This is a genomic window from Chromatocurvus halotolerans, from assembly GCF_004340525.1.
Classification (GTDB): Bacteria; Pseudomonadota; Gammaproteobacteria; order Pseudomonadales; family Halieaceae; genus Chromatocurvus; species Chromatocurvus halotolerans.
The window spans coordinates 1-19,371 of sequence record NZ_SLWX01000019.1 but is presented as its reverse complement, the minus strand read 5'-3'; the positions used below and the strand labels follow the sequence as shown (position 1 = coordinate 19,371).

Annotated in this window: 16 protein-coding genes; 11 read left to right on the top strand and 5 right to left on the bottom strand. The window is 61.4% G+C overall.

Annotated elements, in window-relative coordinates; all coding sequences use genetic code 11:
- Positions 1 to 25 precede the first annotated feature (25 nt).
- From EV688_RS15300 to lhpI, 6 genes are all read left to right on the top strand, one after another.
- Positions 26 to 418: an ectoine synthase gene (locus EV688_RS15300; RefSeq protein WP_117319405.1), complete on the top strand. Its 393-nt coding sequence runs from the start codon at positions 26 to 28 to the stop codon at positions 416 to 418.
- 8 nt (positions 419 to 426) lie between these two features.
- Positions 427 to 1,869, top strand: coding sequence for an aspartate kinase (locus EV688_RS15295; protein WP_117319406.1), 1,443 nt, complete (start codon positions 427 to 429; stop codon positions 1,867 to 1,869).
- 157 nt (positions 1,870 to 2,026) lie between these two features.
- Positions 2,027 to 2,467 (top strand): hypothetical protein, encoded by a 441-nt coding sequence (locus EV688_RS15290; protein WP_117319407.1) that lies wholly within the window; start codon positions 2,027 to 2,029, stop codon positions 2,465 to 2,467.
- A gap of 106 nt (positions 2,468 to 2,573) precedes the next feature.
- A complete protein-coding gene (locus tag EV688_RS17765; RefSeq protein ID WP_240624449.1) occupies positions 2,574 to 2,903 on the top strand; it encodes a hypothetical protein in 330 nt (109 codons plus the stop codon).
- Positions 2,904 to 2,945: 42 nt separating this feature from the next.
- Entirely contained in the window at positions 2,946 to 4,649 is a 1,704-nt protein-coding gene (locus tag EV688_RS15285; RefSeq protein ID WP_240624450.1) for a TonB-dependent receptor, read from the top strand.
- 72 nt (positions 4,650 to 4,721) lie between these two features.
- Positions 4,722 to 6,431: a cis-3-hydroxy-L-proline dehydratase gene (lhpI, locus tag EV688_RS15280; RefSeq protein ID WP_117319408.1), complete on the top strand. Its 1,710-nt coding sequence runs from the start codon at positions 4,722 to 4,724 to the stop codon at positions 6,429 to 6,431.
- Between the two features lie 51 nt (positions 6,432 to 6,482).
- On the opposite strand, the gene EV688_RS15275 is transcribed toward lhpI, so the two are convergent.
- On the bottom strand, positions 6,483 to 6,953 hold the full coding sequence (locus tag EV688_RS15275) for an arsenate reductase ArsC (RefSeq protein WP_117319419.1): 471 nt from the start codon (positions 6,951 to 6,953) through the stop codon (positions 6,483 to 6,485).
- Between the two features lie 212 nt (positions 6,954 to 7,165).
- Between EV688_RS15275 and EV688_RS15270 the strand changes: the two genes are divergently transcribed.
- From EV688_RS15270 to EV688_RS15250, 5 genes are all read left to right on the top strand, one after another.
- Positions 7,166 to 7,900: a tellurite resistance TerB family protein gene (locus EV688_RS15270; RefSeq protein WP_117319409.1), complete on the top strand. Its 735-nt coding sequence runs from the start codon at positions 7,166 to 7,168 to the stop codon at positions 7,898 to 7,900.
- A 27-nt stretch (positions 7,901 to 7,927) separates the two neighbouring features.
- Complete coding sequence (locus EV688_RS15265) at positions 7,928 to 8,905, top strand: calcium/sodium antiporter (protein ID WP_117319410.1); 978 nt, start codon at positions 7,928 to 7,930, stop codon at positions 8,903 to 8,905.
- A gap of 143 nt (positions 8,906 to 9,048) precedes the next feature.
- Positions 9,049 to 10,365 carry a cytochrome c gene (locus EV688_RS15260; RefSeq protein ID WP_338065957.1) on the top strand — a complete coding sequence of 439 codons (1,317 nt, stop codon included), beginning with the start codon at positions 9,049 to 9,051 and terminating at the stop codon, positions 10,363 to 10,365.
- A 4-nt stretch (positions 10,366 to 10,369) separates the two neighbouring features.
- A complete protein-coding gene (locus EV688_RS15255) occupies positions 10,370 to 10,876 on the top strand; it encodes a (2Fe-2S)-binding protein (protein WP_117319412.1) in 507 nt (168 codons plus the stop codon).
- Complete coding sequence (locus EV688_RS15250) at positions 10,869 to 13,220, top strand: xanthine dehydrogenase family protein molybdopterin-binding subunit (protein ID WP_117319413.1); 2,352 nt, start codon at positions 10,869 to 10,871, stop codon at positions 13,218 to 13,220. The genes EV688_RS15255 and EV688_RS15250 overlap by 8 nt, the downstream gene beginning before the upstream one ends.
- A 164-nt stretch (positions 13,221 to 13,384) precedes the next feature.
- Here the strand turns inward: EV688_RS15250 and EV688_RS15245 are convergent, their stop codons facing one another.
- The 4 genes from EV688_RS15245 to EV688_RS15230 all read right to left on the bottom strand — a co-directional run bounded on the left by EV688_RS15245 (position 13,385) and on the right by EV688_RS15230 (position 19,063).
- Complete coding sequence (locus EV688_RS15245; protein WP_276309903.1) at positions 13,385 to 14,524, bottom strand: NnrS family protein; 1,140 nt, start codon at positions 14,522 to 14,524, stop codon at positions 13,385 to 13,387.
- A 359-nt stretch (positions 14,525 to 14,883) separates the two neighbouring features.
- On the bottom strand, positions 14,884 to 16,365 hold the full coding sequence (locus EV688_RS15235; RefSeq protein ID WP_162883996.1) for a PepSY-associated TM helix domain-containing protein: 1,482 nt from the start codon (positions 16,363 to 16,365) through the stop codon (positions 14,884 to 14,886).
- A complete protein-coding gene (locus EV688_RS17495; protein WP_162883997.1) occupies positions 16,362 to 16,814 on the bottom strand; it encodes a hypothetical protein in 453 nt (150 codons plus the stop codon). The genes EV688_RS15235 and EV688_RS17495 overlap by 4 nt, the downstream gene beginning before the upstream one ends.
- Positions 16,815 to 16,921: 107 nt before the next feature.
- Entirely contained in the window at positions 16,922 to 19,063 is a 2,142-nt protein-coding gene (locus tag EV688_RS15230) for a TonB-dependent siderophore receptor (RefSeq protein WP_117319416.1), read from the bottom strand.
- Positions 19,064 to 19,371 lie beyond the last annotated feature (308 nt).

Below are 19,371 nucleotides of genomic sequence, written 5' to 3'. Positions count from 1 at the left end.
CTCAACTCAGAAAGGAGAAAAGCACATGATCGTCAGAACACTCCAAGAAGCAGAAAAGTCCGACCGCCGCATCGTCTCTCCGGATGGCAACTGGGAGAGTACCCGCCTGTTGTTGAAGAACGACAACATGGGGTACTCGTTCCACATCACGACGATTTACGCCGGCGCGGACTTTCACATGCACTACAAGAATCACCTGGAGTCCGTGTACTGCATCTCCGGCGAGGGCGAAGTGGAAACCATCGCCGATGGCAAGAAGTATCCGATCACGCCCGGCACTCTGTACAACCTGAACCTGCATGACGAGCACTACCTGCGCGCCTTCAAGGAACTGAAGCTGGCCTGCGTCTTCAACCCGCCGGTCACTGGCAAGGAAGTGCACAATGCCGACGGTGCCTACGAGCTTCTCGAAGAATAGGGAGACCCATGAATACCCACACTGTCGAAAAAATCGGCGGTACGTCCATGCTGGACTACGAGGCGGTGCGCGATAACATTATTCTGGCCGGTGCGGGCGATACGCCCTACGGCCGTATTTTTGTCGTCTCCGCCTATGCCGGCATCACCAATCGCCTGCTGGAACACAAGAAGTCCGGACGTCCCGGCGTCTATGCGCTTTTCGCGAGCAGCGAGCACGAGGGCAGCTGGCGGGAAGAGTTTGCCCTGTTGCGCGACGATATCTATGCGCTCAACGAGTCGCTCTTTCCGCAGGCCGACGAACTGGAGCGGGCAAACAGCTTCATCAATCAACGGCTGGCCTCGGCAGAGCGCTGTCTCGAGGACCTGCAGCGGCTGTGCCAGCACGGTCACTTTGCGCTGGAGTCACACCTGGCGACGGTGCGCGAAATGCTGGCGAGCCTCGGCGAGGCGCACAGCGCCTGGAACACCGCAACCCTGCTCCAGCGCGATGGCGTGGACGCCTGCTTTATCGACCTGACAGCCTGGCGTAGCGAAGAGCACCTGCCTCTGGATGAGCGCATCCTGCAGGCCATGACCGGTGTGGACGTCAACACCACCATTCCCATCGTCACCGGCTATGCGCACAGTGATGACGGGTTGATGGCAAGCTTTGACCGTGGCTACAGCGAGATGACCTTCAGCCGCCTCGCGGTCCTGACAGAAGCGCGTGAGGCCATCATCCACAAGGAATACCACCTGAGCAGTGCCGATCCCAAGGTGGTGGGTGAAGAAAATGTGGTGCCTATCGGTCGCACCAACTACGACGTGGCCGATCAGCTTGCCAACCTTGGCATGGAAGCGATCCATCCCAAGGCGGCCAAGGGCCTGCGCAAGTCGGGCATACCGCTGCGCATCAAGAATACCTTTGAGCCGGAGCACACCGGCACCCTGCTGACATCGGATTACGTCAGCAGCAAGCCCTGTGTCGAGATCATCGCGGGCAGCCGCAATGTCTACGCGCTGGAGGTTTTCGACCAGGATATGGTGGGACAGGTGGCTGTTTATGACCGGGAAATTCTCGCGGTCATGCGGCGCTACAAGGCCCACATCGTGTCCAAGGACATCAACGCCAATACGATAACGCACTACCTTGCCTGCAACCTGAAGACGGTGAAGCGCATACGTCGCGCCATCGAGGAAATCTACCCCAGTGCCGAGCTGGATCAGCAGAAAGTGTCTATTGTTTCAGCCATTGGCAGTGATATGCAGATACCCGGCGTCCTGGCACGCACCGTCAGCGCACTGGCCAAGGACGATATTTCCGTACTGGCGATGCATCAGTCGCGACGACAGGTGGATATGCAGTTCGTTGTCCTGCAGGATGATTACGAGAAGGCCATCATGGCCCTGCATCGTGATCTTGTGGAAACGACCGATCACGGTCGTGCGATCTGTCTCGCCGCGGGCTGACACGCCAGATCCTGATTTGCAGGATACACGACAAACCGGGGATGAGAGTCTCCGGTTTTTTTGGGTCCGAAAACCGCTGACCGTCCCGGGCAGGGCTTGAACTGCCCGTTTTCAAGAGAATGCCACCTTCTGCCAATCGGTGGCTTATACTGAAGCCATGCTCCTGATCCAGACCCTGCAGCGCGCGCGTCGACCGATACGGATAAGTCTGTGTGTCCTGGCTTACCTCGTTGCCGCGGCCGTCGTGCCGTCGGGCTACATGGCGGCGCCGCTGGCGTCCGGCACGCCGTTCCACCTCTGCCCGGGCGATACCCGGAGCGCGCTGATTATCAGTGCACTGACAGACTCAGTGTCACTCGCCCATCAGTACGGCGATCCACACGCGGGGCATCACGGCGCTGGCGCTGACATTTCTGTCTCTCCCATTAGCGCAGAACCGGATTGCCAGTTCGCCGGCGTCAGCGCGCTGCCCGCCGGCCTGGCTTTCGCCGACGCCGACGCTCCGGAGTCGATCTCGCGGGTGCAACGTGCACCCGGCGGGCCGGCTACCCGCAATCCAGCCTGGCTGCGCCCCCCCGTTCGCTCACCGCCGGCCTGAGTCTCCCCGCGGCTTCTGACCGCAGCGATAACCCTCGAATTTACCGGGACCGTCTGTGATGGCCCCGCTTTTCAGGCTGTGCTGAGCACAGCCCCTGGAGACGGCTATGCGAACCTCTGTTTTTTTCTGCGCCCTGCTGGGCGCAGCGACCCACTCCGCGCTTGTGGCGCAGGACCTCGAAGAGTTACTGGTGACCGCGAAGCACAACACGCGGGTAATAGATGTGACAACAGCCCTGTCGGTGTCTCCCGATGCCGCCAGGCTTCTGCATGAAGCCCCGGGCGCCAACGTCACCAGCAACGGCCCTCTCACCGGCATCCCGCAATATCGCGGTCTGTTCGGTCCCAGGATCGCCATGACGATGAATGGTTCACAATTGGCGCCCGCCGGTCCCAACTGGATGGATCCCCCAATTTCTTATGCGGTGACGGCCTAGCTCGAGAGCCTGGAGGTCTACCGCGGTATCGCGCCGGTCAGTGTGGCGCAGGAATCCCTGGGTGGTGCCATTGACGCACGAACCCGACGCATCGACTTTGGCAACGGTCCGGGTTTTCAGCGTGAGGGGCGTCTCATGGCGCTTGCTCAGACGGTCAATGCGGGCTACCAGATGGATGCCGATGTTCAGGCGAGCAATGAACACCACCGATTCAAGGTGTCGGCCATGCTGCAGCAGGGTGACGATGCGGACTTTCCCAGCGGGGAGATTCTGCCGTCGAATTACCAGCGGGAGCGCTACGACATCGGTTACGGGACACGATGGGGTGATCACAGCCTGCAGTTCGACTATGGCCGCAACGACACCGGCGATGCCGGGACGCCTGCCCTGGCCATGGACATACGCTATTTCGAAGGCGACCTCTACACACTTACCTACCGCTATTCGCCGAGCGGTATCTACGACGTTGTAGCCTCTTTGTACGGGAGCGAACTCGATCACGGCATGAGCAATTTCCATCTGCGTCCCCCTCCGCCGGCAGGAATGCATCGACGCAATATCGCGACAAGCTCCAATCGCGGTTTTCGCCTCCAGGTGGCGCGTGAGGATGACGCCGGGGTATGGCGGGCCGGCATCGATGGATTCCGTGAAGAGCACGACTCCGATGTCGACAATCCGAATAATCCGATGTTCTTCGTCGACAATTTCAATTCCGCTGAAAGGCGCTTGCTCGGCCTGTTTGTTGAGCGGGAACACAGTATCAGTGCCGGATTGAGCGCTGAATTCGGGCTGCGGATCAACAGTGTCCGGACCGATGCGGGTAGCGTGAACGCGACGCCCGCAATGATCATGCCGCCAGCGCAGTCACTGAGAGACGCCTTTAACGCCGCAGACCGGAAACAGGCGGACACGAATGTGGATCTGGTGGCGAAATTCACGCACCGGCTTGGAGAAACGATGACACTTTACGCAGGCCTGGCGCAGAAGCAGCGTGCCCCCAGCTACCAGGAACGCTACCTCTGGCTGCCGCTGGAGGCCACCGCGGGCCTGGCCGATGGACAGCTGTATGTCGGAGACGTCGATCTCGACCCGGAGCGTTCACGCACTGCCGAAATCGGGTTTGATTACCTGGGCGAGCGTTTGCGTCTGCATCCCAGGCTTTTCTACACGCGTATCGATGACTATATTCAGGGCACTCCCCTGGCTGAAGATGATCCGGGAGCGCAGATGGTGCGCATGATGAACGCCGCCAACAACACCCGGCGCCCTGCCCCTCTGCGCTTCACCAATGTCGAAGCCGAGCTGTACGGACTCGACATGGACTGGTCCTGGCGAGTCGGCGAACGGCTTGAGTTCTCCGGACTGGTGAACTACGTGCGGGCCACGCGCAGGGATGTTGATGACAATCTCTACCGGATTGCACCGCCCAATGTGTCGCTGCGCGCATCGCTGCAGCTGGGCTCGTTGCGCGCCGCCGTGGAGACTGTCGTTTATGCCTCACAGCGCGATATCAGCGCCACCAACCGTGAACAACCATCATCCGGATACGGCGTGGTAAATGTGCATGGCGCATGGCAGGTCAGCCCGGCCCTGCAGTTGGCAGCGGGGGCGGACAATCTACTGGACCGGAAGTATGCGCCGCATCTCGGTGGCTACAACCGGGTGAGCAATCCCGATGTTATCATCGGGGAACGGTTGCCGGCGCAGGGCTTAAACCTGTTCGCCCGGGTGCTGTATACCTTCTGATGGCCCGGTCCCTTTTGTCTAGGTCGCCAATACTGCCGGTGGGTGGCCTTGATCAACCAGGGAGTGGATGAAATGCGTGCAACAATGCTTGTCCCCGGCAACGCGCAGGGCGCCGTCGTTACCTGCAGCGAGGGCCTTAGCTTCTGGGGCGGGGTGGATCCCGACTCGGGCATCATTATCGACGCCCACCATCCCGAGCACGGCACTGCGCTTGCCGGGCGCGTGGTTCTGATGCCGACATCCCGCGGTTCCTGCAGCGGCAGCGGCGTACTGCTGCAGCTTGCGCGCAACGCAAGGGCGCCCGCTGCACTGGTGTTTAGCGAGCCGGAGGACATTCTGACGCTGGGCGCCATGATTGCGGCGCGACTGTTCAACGCGACGGTCGTGGTCCTGCGGGTATCGCCACCCCTCTTCCGTGCGCTGTCACAGGCATCCCACGCGTCCATTGACGGCGGCATTCTGCGCTTCGAGGATCAAGCGGTCCCGCTGGCACCGGTCGGCACAGAGGCTGTCTATCTGACTGACCCAGACCGTGCGATGCTTGATGGTCGCCAGGGGCTGGCACAGCAGGTGGCCATGGAGGTCCTGTGCCTGATGGCCGCTGCGCAGGGAGCGACAGATCTCGTCGACGTCTCGCGGGCACATATCGACGGCTGCATTCTTGCGCATGATGCCAATCTCGACTTCGCCGAAAAGATGCAGCAGATGGGGGCCAGGGTCTGTATCCCTACCACCATCAACGCCATATCCGTCGACCGGGAGAACTGGACGCACCAGGGGGTCGCTGAGGATTTCGGGGACAGGGCGAGCCGCCTTGCAGACGCCTACGTCGCCATGGGCGCCCAGCCCACCTTCACCTGCGCACCCTATCTTCTTGAGGACGCACCCGTCGCCGGAGAGGCCATCGGCTGGTCCGAGTCGAATGCGGTTATCTATGCAAACTCTGTCCTGGGGTCGCGCACCGTGAAACACCCTGACTATCTTGATCTGTTCATTGCCATGACCGGGCGCGCTCCCAACACCGGTGTCTATGCCACTGACAGCCGTCGGCCGGCGCGTGAGATCCACGTGGTTCTGCCCGACACCTTCGATGACGCTCTGTGGCCGATGCTCGGTTGGTTGGCAGGAGCGCTGTCGCCACGGCAGATTCCCGTGCTCACCGGTCTGGAAAGCACCGCTCCTTCACAAGACGATCTCAAAGCCCTGTGCGCGGCGTTCGGCACGACCTCCGCCGCTCCCATGCTGCATGTGAGGGGGCATACCCCCGAGGCACACCTTGCTGTGCTGCCCGGTTCAGAGCGGCTTCCCATTACCCCCGACGATCTGGCGCAGGTCTGGCGGAACTTCAACCGGGCAGATGACAAAGTGGACCTGGTGGCCATCGGCAGCCCACACGCCTCGCTGGCGGAATGTCGCAGGCTTGCCGAACTGCTGCAGGGGCAGCGCTGTCATGCCGGCACGCAGATGATTGTCACCGTAGGGCGCCAGGTGCTCTCGGTGGCGAAGTCAGAAGGCATTCTCGAGAGGCTGCAGCAGTCGGGAGTGCAGGTCATCCCGGATCTCTGCTGGTGTTCCATCACCGAACCCGTTTTTCCTAGCACCGCAAAGGTCCTGATGACCAATTCCGGGAAATACTCGCATTACGCGACCGGGCTCACGGGTCGCGGGGTGCGCTTCGGGAGCCTGTCGGATTGTGTCCGGACTGCAGTGACCGGTCGGGTACCGGATCAGCTCCCGCACTGGCTATTGCAAGCTGGCCAAGTGAGTCAGCAAGGCCGGTAGCGGCAGATGATCAGGCCAGACCTTCTGGGCTCCGTGCGTCGGCCGTTTGTATCAGCGCTCGGAAATCGTGATCAGAGCGTCGCATAGCGCATCGCCACGTAAGGTCGAAAGCTCCGGCGTCAGCAGCTGCCCAAGACGTGCTTCAATGATCTGCAACACGGATTCAAAGGCCGCGGCGCGATCGGCTGACGATCCCTCAGCGCGCGACGGGTCCTGCAGACCCCAGTGCACCTTGACCACCTTACCGAACCAGAGAGGGCACTGCTCTCCCGCTGCGCTGTCGCACACGGTGATCACGGCATCCGGCGACAGATCGGCAAAGTCGTCCCATGACTGGCTGCGAAGCCCCTCGGTCGGTACGCCGCGCAACTTGAGGTGCTGCAGCGTCTCGGGATGCACGTTTCCCGCGGGCTGGCTGCCTGCGCTGAAAGCGGCAATTCTGCCCTGTCCCAGATACCGGGCCAACGCCTCGCACAGGATGCTGCGACAGCGATTGTGTGTGCAGATGAACAACAGCGTCAGTTGGTGCGGCTTTGTTGGGTCTGGCGCTGACTCGGGCATGGATGACATTCCTCCTGGGCCGCTCTGGCGGTGTAAAGGATTGGGTTTCTCTGGAGCGCAGTGCCGGGACTTTCGCGCGGCAGGCATGGCTTTACGATGAACGATGATACAGTAAGCCGCGAGGCGCCACTGGCCCACCTGACTGGTCACCTGAGACGGGGAGAATCTGCTCAATGAATGTGTCTTCGATACTGAATCAGCTGCTGAAACAGGCTGGCGGACAATCCTCCGGCCAGGGCTCCGGCAACGACATGGATATTGGCAAAATTGTAGGCAACCTGACATCGCAACTCGCGGGCAGTCAGGGAGCGGCGGGCGGAATCGATGTGAAAAGCCTTCTCGGGGGCGGGGCCCTGGGCATGCTGGTAGGTTCGAAGCGAGGTCGAAAGCTGGGTGGCAAAGCCCTGAAATACGGCGCGCTTGCGGGGGTCGGCTACCTTGCCTGGAATGCCTACCAGAACCAGCAGAAGGGCTCCTCGCAGGCCAGTTCGCAGGCGCTGGCACAGCAGGAGGGACAGCCGCTGGAGCAACTCCAGGGACATGCGCAGGAACAGCGGGGCCTGGAAATCCTCCAGGCCATGATCATGGCCGCCAGAGCGGACGGCCATGTGGATGCGGATGAGCGCGCGCTCATCACGCGGGAGATTGACAGCCTCGGTGCAGATGCCGAGCTGCATGCATGGGTCGAGCGACAGTTCGATGCCCCTCTCGATGCGGAAGCGCTGGCAGGCCAGGCAGATTCGCCGCAGGCGGCGCGTGAAATGTACCTGGTAAGCGCTGTCATTGTCGATGATCAGAACCCGATGGAGCGCGCATGGCTGGATCAGCTGGCGAAGGCACTGCGGCTTCCTGACGGCATGGCAGCAGAGCTTGACCGACAGATCATGGCGTCCGTTCAGCAAAGATAAACCCGCGCAGCTCACAGGAAATCCTTTATGTTATTGGCCTCACTGGCTATTCTGGCCGGCTTCGTTCTGCTGCTGTGGAGCGCGGATCGCTTCGTGGAGGGGGCGGCGGCAACCGCCACACACGTCGGGATACCGTCACTGGTTATCGGCATGGTAATCGTGGGCTTCGGCACTTCCGCGCCGGAAATGGTGGTCTCCGCCATGGCGGCGCTGGACGGCAATCCTGACCTGGCGATGGGCAATGCGCTAGGCTCCAACATCACCAATACCGGGTTGATTCTCGGAATTACCGCGCTGATCGCGCCGATTGCCGTCCACTCCAGTATCGTTCGCAAAGAGCTGCCGCTGCTGTTCGTCATCGGCCTGGTGCTGGGCGCCCTGCTGTGGAATGGTGCCTTCAGCCGTGGCGAGGCCTTTCTGCTGCTGGCGGGCTTCTTCGCCTTGCTGGGCTGGAGCGTTTTCACGGCGGTGCGCGGACGGGGAGATTCTCTGGAAGCGGAGACCGATGTGGAGCTGGCTGCCCACGCCATGACACGAGGCCGCGCCCTGTTCTGGCTGGTGGCTGGCCTGATCCTGCTGGTCATCAGCTCCCGCATTCTGGTGTGGGGGGCGGTCAACATCGCGGAGGCACTGGGCATCAGCGATCTGGTCATTGGCCTGACGATCGTGGCGCTGGGCACCTCGCTGCCCGAGCTGGCGGCCTCCGTCATCGCTGCGCGCAAGGGCGAGCACGACATTGCCATTGGCAACGTCGTGGGTTCCAACATGTTCAACCTGTTGGCGGTGGTGGGCATTGCCGGCAGTATTTCCCCCATGCCCGCCCTCTCCCCCGATCTCTTGCTGCGCGACTGGCCGGTCATGATGGCTTTGACCGCGGGCGTGCTCGTGATGGCCTATCGTCGTCGCGGGCCGGGACGGATCAGTCGGCCAGAGGGTGCGATGCTGCTTCTCGCCTTCGCTGCCTATAACGTCTGGCTCGTTATCAGCGTTATCCAGGGCGCATAGTCTCTGCCGTGATGAGGGCGCTCGCAGACCGCCGACGATGCTGCGATAACAGCGCAGGATGTCCGTTAGACGCCTCTCCGATGGGCTGCTACTCTGAAGACAGTCCATCAGCATTGGCCAACTGACAAAGGAGACTCTAGGTGATGAAACGCTTGGCCATCGGTACCGTTGCGCTCCTTGTTCTGCTGCTGATGGCGATGCTGATCCTGGCGTGGGAGAGCTCGATCGCGCAGCAGGACGCACCGGCAGAGGATACGTTCAGCCAGCGGCAGATCGACAGGGGGGAAGTGATCGCCGGGCTCGGCAACTGCCAGAGCTGTCATACGGTCGATCCCGAGCGTCCCTATGCCGGCGGCCGCGCTTTCCCAACGCCGTTCGGCACACTCTACGCCACCAATATCACTCCCCATCCCGAGAGCGGTATTGGCCGCTGGTCAGAGGCGGCGTTTATCCGTGCCATGCGGGAGGGGGTGGCCCGCGACGGCTCCCATCTGTTCCCTGCCTTCCCTTACACCCACTTCACCAGAGTCAGGGATGAGGACCTGCAGGCGCTCTATGCCTACACCATGACCCGCGAACCGGTCGATGCCCGGGCACCGGAGAACGATCTGACCTTTCCTTTCAATATTCGTCTGCTGCAGGCCGGCTGGAAACTGCTGTTTTTTGAGCCCGGCGTCTGGCAGCCAGACACGGAAAAAAGCGACGCCTGGAACCGCGGCGAATATCTCGCCGAGGGGCTGGCACACTGCTCCGCCTGCCATACACCGCGCAACACGTTTGGCGCCGAAAACCAGGATCGGGACTACGACGGAGCGATGGTGAACAACTGGTATGCCCCTGCAATGTCTGCCGGGAATCCCCCACCGGTGGCCTGGACAGAGAGCGAACTCTACACCTACCTGCGTGAGGGTGCGTCCACCTACCACGGCGTTGCCCTCGGCTCAATGGCGGATGTGGTACACCAGGGTCTGGGTATTGTGGACGATAGCGATATTCGTGCGCTGGCCACCTATTTCAGCGACGTTACCGGGGCGTTGCCAGAGGATCAGACAGCCGCTCAGGCGAGTCGCCGCATCGCCGACGCCCAGCGCGAAAGCATGGCGATGCGCAGCAATGACACGGGTGAGCTGAACCGAGGCGAGCAGCTGTTCAGCAACGGCTGCGCCGCCTGCCATTACAACAGCGCGGATGACCCCAATGTACTGCGCCCGGAGTTGAGCCTGAACAGCGCGTTGAACGCCGATAATCCGGTCAACCTGATCCGCGCCACTCTTCGGGGAGTGAGCAACGAGAGCGGAATCCAGGGTGTGCTCATGCCGGGCTTTGCCTCCTGGAATAATGCCGATCTGGCCGCACTGTTCGCTTTCCTGCGCGCCACCCACACGGATCACCCCGCCTGGAACGATCTGGAGCAGCGTATTGCGCGTCAGCGTTCTGACGTCACCACGAGCACGGAGTAAGGTCATGCCCACATCCTTTGAACTCAATGGTCGGTCCGTAACCCTGCAGGTGGCCGACGACACACCGCTGCTGTGGGGCATTCGCGAGGACGCTGGCCTCACCGGCACCAAGTACGGCTGCGGTATTGGCCTGTGCGGGTCCTGCACCGTGCTGGTTAACGGCCGTGCGACCCGCTCCTGCATCACACCGCTGAGCGAGGTGAAGAATCTTGCGGTAACCACCATCGAAGGACTGCATCCGTCCGGGGAGCACCCCCTGCAGAAAGCCTGGATCAAGACCCAGACGCCGCAGTGCGGCTACTGCCAGTCGGGCCAGATCATGCAGGCTGCTGCCATGCTGGTGGATTTCCCCGATCCGAGTGACGAACAGATCGACAACATCATGAGCGGCAACCTGTGTCGCTGCATGGCCTATGTGCGCATCCGCAAGGCGATCAAGCTTGCCGCTGCCGAGATGCGCGACGATATCGCATCCTCGCCCACAGCGCCGGAGACAGCTGCCCATGAATAAGCTGTTCCAGTCTTTGCTCAACCCCGAAGTCAATGGCGTCCCTGCGACTGGCGACAATCCCGGGAGTGCCAGCGCCGAGGGCCACAAAAAGCGGCCCATCCTCAACCGCCGTGGCTTTCTTATCGGCGCAACCGGAGCCGGGTTCACGCTTGCGTTCTACCGTCCCGGCCTGAGCGTTGCTCAGCCCGGGGATGTGGTGGCCGACAAGACCTTTGATCCCACCATCTGGTATCAGCTGCAGACCGACGGCCGCATCATCGTCAATATTGCCGAGGCGGAGATGGGCCAGCACGTCGGCACCGCCCTCGCCCGTATCGTTGCCGATGAACTGGAGGCAGACTGGTCCCGGGTGGAGCTCAATCACGTCGACAGCGATCCCAAGTGGGGGCTGATGGTCACCGGGGGCAGCTGGTCGGTATGGCAGAATTTCATGCCCCTGAGTCGCGCCGGCGCGGCCGGCCGGCAGGTGCTCATCGAAGAAGGCGCGAAGCTGCTGGGGGTGTCGCCGGATGAATGCCGGGCACGCAACAGCGAGGTACTGGCAGGCGGACAGTCAATCAGCTACGCGGAGATCGTGCAGCGCGGCGATCTGTCGCGCACCTTCAGTGAGTCCGAACTGGAGAACATCCCGGTCAAACCCGCGGCGGAACGGCGACTGATCGGGCAGGAGGCCCTGGCGCTGGATGTCCCGGGCAAAACCAACGGCCGGGCCATGTACGGCATCGACGCCACCGTGGAGAACATGGTGTTTGCGCGGCCGCTAATTCCGCCCACCCGCTATGGCTCGACCATTCAGGCAATTGACGACAGCGACGCCAAAGACATCGATGGCTATCTGCAGACCATCCAGCTGAACGACCCCACGGGTACCGTGCCGGGCTGGGCCGCCGTGATCGCCACCTCCTTTACTGCGGCCAACAAGGCCGCCGAGCGGATCAGGGTGGACTGGGCGGCGGGAGATACCGCCACCGTCAGTGAGCAGGATATTCTCGACCACAGCCTCAGATTAATCGAGGAGACCAGCCAGGGGGCACTGGTGGTAGACGATGAGGGCGTCGATAGCGCCTTCAGCAGCGCTGACTCCCTGCTGACGCAGGATTACATCGCTCACAGTGTGCTGCACTTCCAACTGGAGCCGGTGAATGCGCTGGCCTTTCAGGAAGAGGGTCGATGGGAGATTCACACGGGGAATCAATGGCAGTCCCTGATTCTGCCGGTGCTGGCGAAGGCACTTGATGTGCCGGAAAGCCAGGTGATCATGCGGACCTACATGCTGGGTGGCGGTTTCGGGCGTCGCCTTAACGGTGACTATGCGGTTCCCGCGGCACTCGCCGCCAAGACAATCGGCCGACCGGTAAAGATGATGTTCACGCGTGAGGACGATGTGCGCTTTGATTCCATTCGCTCACCGGCCTATCAACGCCTGCGCATGGCCTTTGACGCAGACGGGCAGCCCATCGGCATGGAGCACCACGCCACTGCAGGCTGGCCGACCCAGGTGATGGTGCCGGCCTTCATGCCGGCTGCCACCAACGAGGTGAAGTACGACCCCTTCGCCATTCAGGGAGCCGCACACTGGTATTCTGTGGGCGCCCACCGCTTGCGCGCCATATCCAACGACCTCGCCAACGACACCTTTCGTCCGGGCTGGCTGCGCTCCGTCGGCTCGGGCTGGGTGAACTGGGCGCTGGAATCCTTTATGGATGAGGCGGCGCACCACGTCGGCCGCGACCCCATCGAGTTTCGCCTCGCGTTATTGAAAGCCGAGGGCAAGAATGCCGGCTCGGCGCCAAACGCAGTGGGCGGGGCTGCCCGTCAGGCGAACGTGCTGCGCCGGGTGCGCGAGATTGCCAACTGGCAGCAAACGATGCCGGAGAACACCGGCCTCGGCGTGGCAACCAGCTATGGCCAGGAACGCAATATGCCGACCTGGACGGCCTGTGTCGCACGGGTGCGGGTGGATCGCGAAACCGGAAAAGTCAACCTGGAAAAGCTCACGCTGGTGACGGATGCAGGGACCGTGGTGCATCCCGATGGTGCGCGGGCCCAGGTGGAAGGCGCCGCCCTGTGGGGTGCCAGCATGGCGCTGCACGAGGGCACACTGATTGAAGACGGCCAGGTGCAGGCGCGCAACCTGAACACCTACACACCGCTGCGAATGCGCGATGTGCCGGAGATCGAATCCGAGTTTATCGACAGCACCGAATTGGCCGTTGGCCTGGGGGAACCGGCGACAACCGTGGTCGGACCCGCCATTGCCAATGCCATTTTTGCTGCCGTGGGTGTGCGCATGCGTGACCTTCCGATCCGTCCGGCCGCGGTATTGGCGGCGCTTCAGGGTTAATCACTTCGCGTCGGATCGTCGGTTAACGCTGGCGAGGGGTTCGCAGCAAATGGACTATCGCCCCTCGCTGCGTCCGGCAATGAACAGGACAGCAAGGAGCGGATTGCGCTAAAAAAGAACACCTGCTCCTTCAGAGCAAGGGCCGATCGTCTCTTGCGTCTCCGTCAGCCCGGTTTGCCATCCGCTCTGGGGGTGGTCAGTATGAAGGCGTACCTCCAGAGAAACAGCACGAATGCGAACGTCCAAAGCAGCGCAGTTGCGCTGACCCCGGCCTGCCACGGCAGGCCCCCGAGCGCCGTGATAACACGAACCAACGCGCCAGCATGAATCAACACGAAAGCGGCCACCATGCCCTGAGGCAACACCAGCGGCCTGCCCGCATGCCCGAGGCTGACCCGGCTGATCACGCCGAGGATAAGCCCGCCCATGGCGCCGATCCCGAGCGCGTGATACCAGACCGTAGCCGGCCACCAACCTGCCTCGGCACCTGCCAACAGTAAAAGGGCGATTGGAATCCAGAGCAAGGACACATGCAGAATCCAAAGCAGCGGCTCTGCGCGCACCAGCCAGCCCCGCCAGGCCAGCAGTCGCCCACCACTTGCCAGCGCCGCGAGCAGCGCGACCGCAATGATCCAGACACTGCCGGCGCCGATCAATGTGAGCGCGAACAGTGCCAGCAGACTTCCCACGGTGACCGTTTCCAGCCACGGGTAGATCCGGATCTGGCTCGGATCCCCGCCGTGCATTCGCATCCACCCTGCCGAAAAGGCCGGCGTGATACGCCCGCCAATCACCAGCATCAACGACGCCGCACCCACCAGAGCTGCTGGCACGGCCGTTACCGGGTTCAACAGGAGGAAGGCTGCCTGCGCCAGCCAGATAGCATCAACCGCAACCAACACGATCACGTGCCGCTTCTGTCGAGCCCGCCAGATGCGCCAGCCAGCATCCAGCATCACCAGTGGCAGGAACAGCAGATTCACAGCAATAACCAAAACGTCCGAAAGGCCCGCGCCAAGCAGCATCAGAAGTCTACCGGCAAGCCACACGAGCGATAGTGCCAGTAGCGGTGACCCGTGCAGCCGCTCGGTGTCGGTCCAGACACACACAGCGGTGAGCAGGAAGCCGGCAATGGCGGGCGAGAGAAAACCGAACAGCATTTCATGCCGATGCCAGGCAAGAGGATCCAGCGCCAGCGGCAGCTGCCACAACCCCATGATTTGCGGCATCCAGAGCAACACGCCTATGACTGCCCACAGCGCGAGGGACAGGAAGAACACCCGGAAGGGACTCGCCAGGATCATGAGTGGCATTTGTCCGTCGGGGCCGTTCCAGCCTGGGATTCCTGCGGATTTGCCGCACTTTCGTTGTTCCGGATCTCGAACGCCTTCCGGGATTGCACGGATTCCGCTTCCGACGCGCGTGTGCCTGGATTGGCCATGCGAAAAATGTTCCCTCCGATCAACCCGCACAACATGAGAGCAGTCTATCGATAAAGTTGGACAACGTCAGTGGCACGGCGGCCAGGGAGTTTGCCAGCGATGGCATCACTGTGAACGCCGACTGCCCCGGCGTTGCCGGCACCGACATATGGGTCGAGATTGATCAGCGCATGGCCGATATTACCGGGGCCGATCGGGAAAATAACGGATGGCCGCAGACCTCACCGCCGCGCCAAAGAATCACCTGCTCTACCCTGCGGGCGCCGCAACCGGTTGTAGGAAAGCGGCCAAAGAAGCGCGAATGCAAAACACAACAGACTGGCGGTAACGGGCCAGGACGCGACGTGCAGTGCGGCCGATCCGTTGTGCGCCACATAAAGCACCACGAGCGTGATCAGGCATCCTCCAAGAAGCAGTGGATAACGCTGCCGTACAAGACCGGCATCGAGGCGTGCACCCAGAGAAGTCGTCACCAGCAGAACAAGCCAGAACACCCATCCGGCGATACCTGCGCCACCCGCCAGCGTGGCGATGGCGGATGTGGCGAGGGCTATCGGCGTACCCCAGACAAATGCGGGCCAGAGGGCATCCATCATGGTGCGACGCTTACGCTTGCCCAGCCAGATTGAGACTCCAGTCGCGCTGACGACGGCGAGCATCATCCCCAAAATGAAATAGAGAACCTTCGTACCCACACCCGCAAAGTCACCGAAATGAATTCGGTAAAGAGAGTAGACAAACTGCTTTCCGCCGGCGCCGTCGCGATAGCCCCCGCGTCCGATCAGTTCACCGTCGGGTGAAAATCGGTAGTTTTCGGAATAGATCAGCCGCCCGGGCTGCTGCACGTAAATCTCCACAAATTCATCGACCGTACCCGGGTCGTGAATGGTGAGGAAAATGGGCCTGCCTTCGGGGTCCTCGCGGAGTACGTGATCGACCGCACGGGCAATATCGGGGAGCTCAGCGCCCTCGACACCGTAACCGGATGGCTCGGGCGCAAATACGGGCGCGGTGACCGCCTGGGTATCGCCATCGAAAAAAGCGTGCGCCGCGAGTGACACAAGCAGGCCTACCAGGCCGTAGTAGGCGCCGGTAACGGCAATCGTCAGGTGAAACGGCAGACCCCACACACTCAGGCGATTATGCAGATCGATGTTGGCCTGGGTGCCGTTGCCGCCTCTGCGAAAGCGGAACGCATCCCGCACTATGCGAGGATGGGCAAGAACCCCTGACACAATCAGAGCCACCAGTAATGCCCCGCAAACACTGACCAGAATCATGCCGACGTTCTTCGGCAGGTGCAGGTAGTAATGCAGGTCGATCAGCATCCGTGTCCATGGAGCTGACTCAACCGCACCCAGGGTCGCGTCGTCGCGAACGAAGTGCGCGATGTCGTCGTTCTCGACCACCAGTCGCGGAATACCGGAAGTCGGAAACACAACGTGAAAGTGGCCCGTATCGCGACCATAGCGCTCCACAAAATGCTCGAGACCCTGCGCCGCGAGTTCCGGCCTGACCCGTGTGTCCTCTTCAACCGCCGGCTGCTCCCAGCGCTCGAACTCCTGATTGAAAACCGCGAGCGCGCCCGACAGGCAAATCAGATACAGGGCCGCGCTGATCATGAGGCCCAACCAGGCATGGGCGTCTAGCGCCGCCGCATCGAGCGCTCTCCCTGAATTTGGGCCCGCCACCATGCGCTTCATAAGTACATCACCGCGGCCAGAACCGATGTGCCGGCCGCCCCCACGAGTAACCATTGCATGCGGCGTCGGCTCGCCAGATACAGAAAGACGTACAGCGCCGTGAGAAAGGGTAGCAACAGAATCCCGATCGCTGCCTGACTGGCCCCCGCCACGGGAAGCTGAAAGCTGACAAAGACCGTAAGGACTCCGGCCATGAGGGGCAGGACAAGGGCGACGACCACTGCAGCCCCGGCATTCACGATCACCTGCGCGACTGACCATTGCGACGCCTCACGGGGGCGCTGCTGGCCGGCACGGGACGGAATCCGGGAAGCCTCTCTGCTGACATAGGGCCACACCAGCAGAGCGGGCGCAAACAGCGCATATACCAGCCCGTACTGCAGGCCTGCAGCGGGGATCCACGCCAGAACAGAAGACGTTATCAGGGCCCAGCCTAGCGCACTGCTCACGCGGTTTGACGCTTTCCAGCCCCAATAAACCCATCCGAGTCCGAAAAAGCAGAGAAAAACGGCAAATGGTGCCAGTATGGACGCAATGAACATCAGCTTCGCTCGACTCAGAAGGCGTAAGTCAGGCTTGCGCTGAGCTGCCGACGCATACCCGGAAAGCAGTCGCCGCGGGTCAGGCAGGAGGTCAGGTACTGTTCGTCGGTCACGTTTCTCACGTTCATTGCCAGGTCGAGGCCATTACCCATGGCATAGCCAAGCATGAGGTCACCAAGAAAATAGTCCTGTGTTACATAGCGCAGGTTATTATTTTCCGAGACACTCTCGCCTACCCAACGTACGCCGCCCCCAGCATGAAATCCCTGCAGCGCGGAAGGTTCCCACGTTACCCAGGCGGATGCCTGTCCGTCCGGTGACGCCGAAAGCGCAAAGCCATTGGGGTCTTTCGCATCCAGCGTCGCGTACGCGACCTGCACGGCAAAATCACCGAGGCGGAACTTGCCTTCCAGCTCAATCCCTCTGAGCGTGGATTCACCCTGTTGCTGGGCCGCATCGCCGGGCAGGCTATTTGGATTCGGTAGATTCGTGATATCAATATCGAAGTACGCCAGCGTGAAATAGCCGGGGAATGCCAGCGACTCATACTTGATGCCCGCTTCAACCTGGGACGCACGCTCCGGCTCCAACGGATCGCCAGCCAGGGTCTGGCCCACCACGGTTTCGAAAGACTCTGCGTAGTTAAGGTAAGGCGACAGGCCATTGTCGAAACTGTACATCACCGCAGCGCTGATCGACGTCTCACTGTCGGTCTGGACCAGCGCGCCGTTAGTGTTCTCGAGCTCGTCGTAACGAACGCCGGCCGTGACGCGCCAGTTTTTCCAGCTGATCTGGTCAGATATGTAGAGCCCCAGGTCATCGATCTGCTGGGCTGGGTTGTCGCTGTAGATGGCGTCGAAGACCGACTGCTCGGGAGCCCCGGTGTACACGGGGTTGGCGAGATCGAGGGCAAAGCGATAATCTCCTGACAACGCGCCACCGCCATACAGAAAGGATACGTTGTTATCCGTCTCGACATCCTGATATTGAACACCGAAGAGCAGCTCGTGCCCCAGCGCTCCCGTGGTGAATGAACCGCTGAGCCGAACATCGAGCGCCTTCTGCTCGGAGGTATTGTCCGCCTGGTAAAACGATCGCGGCACGGTCGTCGGCGTCGCGATAGCGTCGCCCACGATGTCATTGAGGTAGCGGCTGCTGCCTGCGCCCGTAAAGATTGGCCACGCCTGGTGGTAATCAGCCTCGCCGTCGCGCCACAGCGCCGTCGCATTGATATACCAATCCCCCGTCAGCCGATGTTCGGCGAGCAGCGTGATCTGCGTGGACTCGGTATCAAAGCGATTGAAACCAGGCTCACCGGCGTAGACATCCTGGTCCAGGGCAACGCCACCCGGTCCGGGCTGCAGCGTGCCGGCCACCGGCACGAACTGTGAGCCCGTATCGCTCTCGGTTTCCTGGCGCAGGAGGATGCCGGTAATGGCGGTATCGGGTGTCGGTGCGAAAGTCAGGGACGGCATCAGCACGAGTGTGTCGTCGAAAACGTTGTCTACCTGTGTGTCGCTGTCACGGTAGAATGCGACGAAGCGGCCGCGCAGCGCCGCGTCCGCACCAACGGTGCCGTTCAGGTCGATGCCCAACTGCTGTCGGCTGAAGTTTCCAACCTGCGCGGTGACCTCCCCGCCTGTTTCCGTCTTTGGGGTTTTTGAAACGACATTGACAATACCGCCGGGAGAACCCTGACCGTAAAGGACAGACGCCGGGCCGCGCAGGACCTCAACCTGTTCAATGGTATACACCTCGGTGCGCGTGGTGTTGTAGCTGCCGAACAATTCCTGAATCGAATCACGGTACCTCGGAATGTCGAGCCCACGGGATCGTATCCAGTCGCCGCGGGTGGCAAAGCCATAGGTCTCGGCGGTGACGCCCGGCATGTAGGCTGTCGTCTGCGACAGGTTCAAGGCGCCCTTTTCCGTGAATGCATCGGCCGTCTCAATGGACAACGATCGCGCCGTATCGACGATCGGCGTGTTGGACTTGGTAGCGCCAAAGCGATTCATATCGCCATAGACAAATACCTCCTCAATACGGTCGTCGGGATTTGCCGATTTACCCGCGATATTGTCCTGCGCAACCACCGATGAAGTGACGGCCACGGTGGCAGCGACCACCAGCAGACTGCGTTGTGTTCCTACCCTCATACTATCTCCCCTGGATTCTCGGCCGCTTTGACGACCCGACGGGGACGTGATGGTAATACGAATGGTTATCGTTTGCCAGTGATTTAGTGTTACCGATAAATAAAGAGTGGGATTGAGGTCGTGGGGCCCCAGTCGAACATCTACCCGAACCTCTGATCGGGCGCGCCGAAGTCGGGAGTTATCGCGAGGAGGATCACGCTTTTATGAAGTGTCTGTTGGTTGCCGTTTAAAACTGACCCAGGATTTCCATCCAATTCTGACCCGGGTTACGGGTGCCCAGTATATCTAGGCGTCTGTGGATAAGTCTG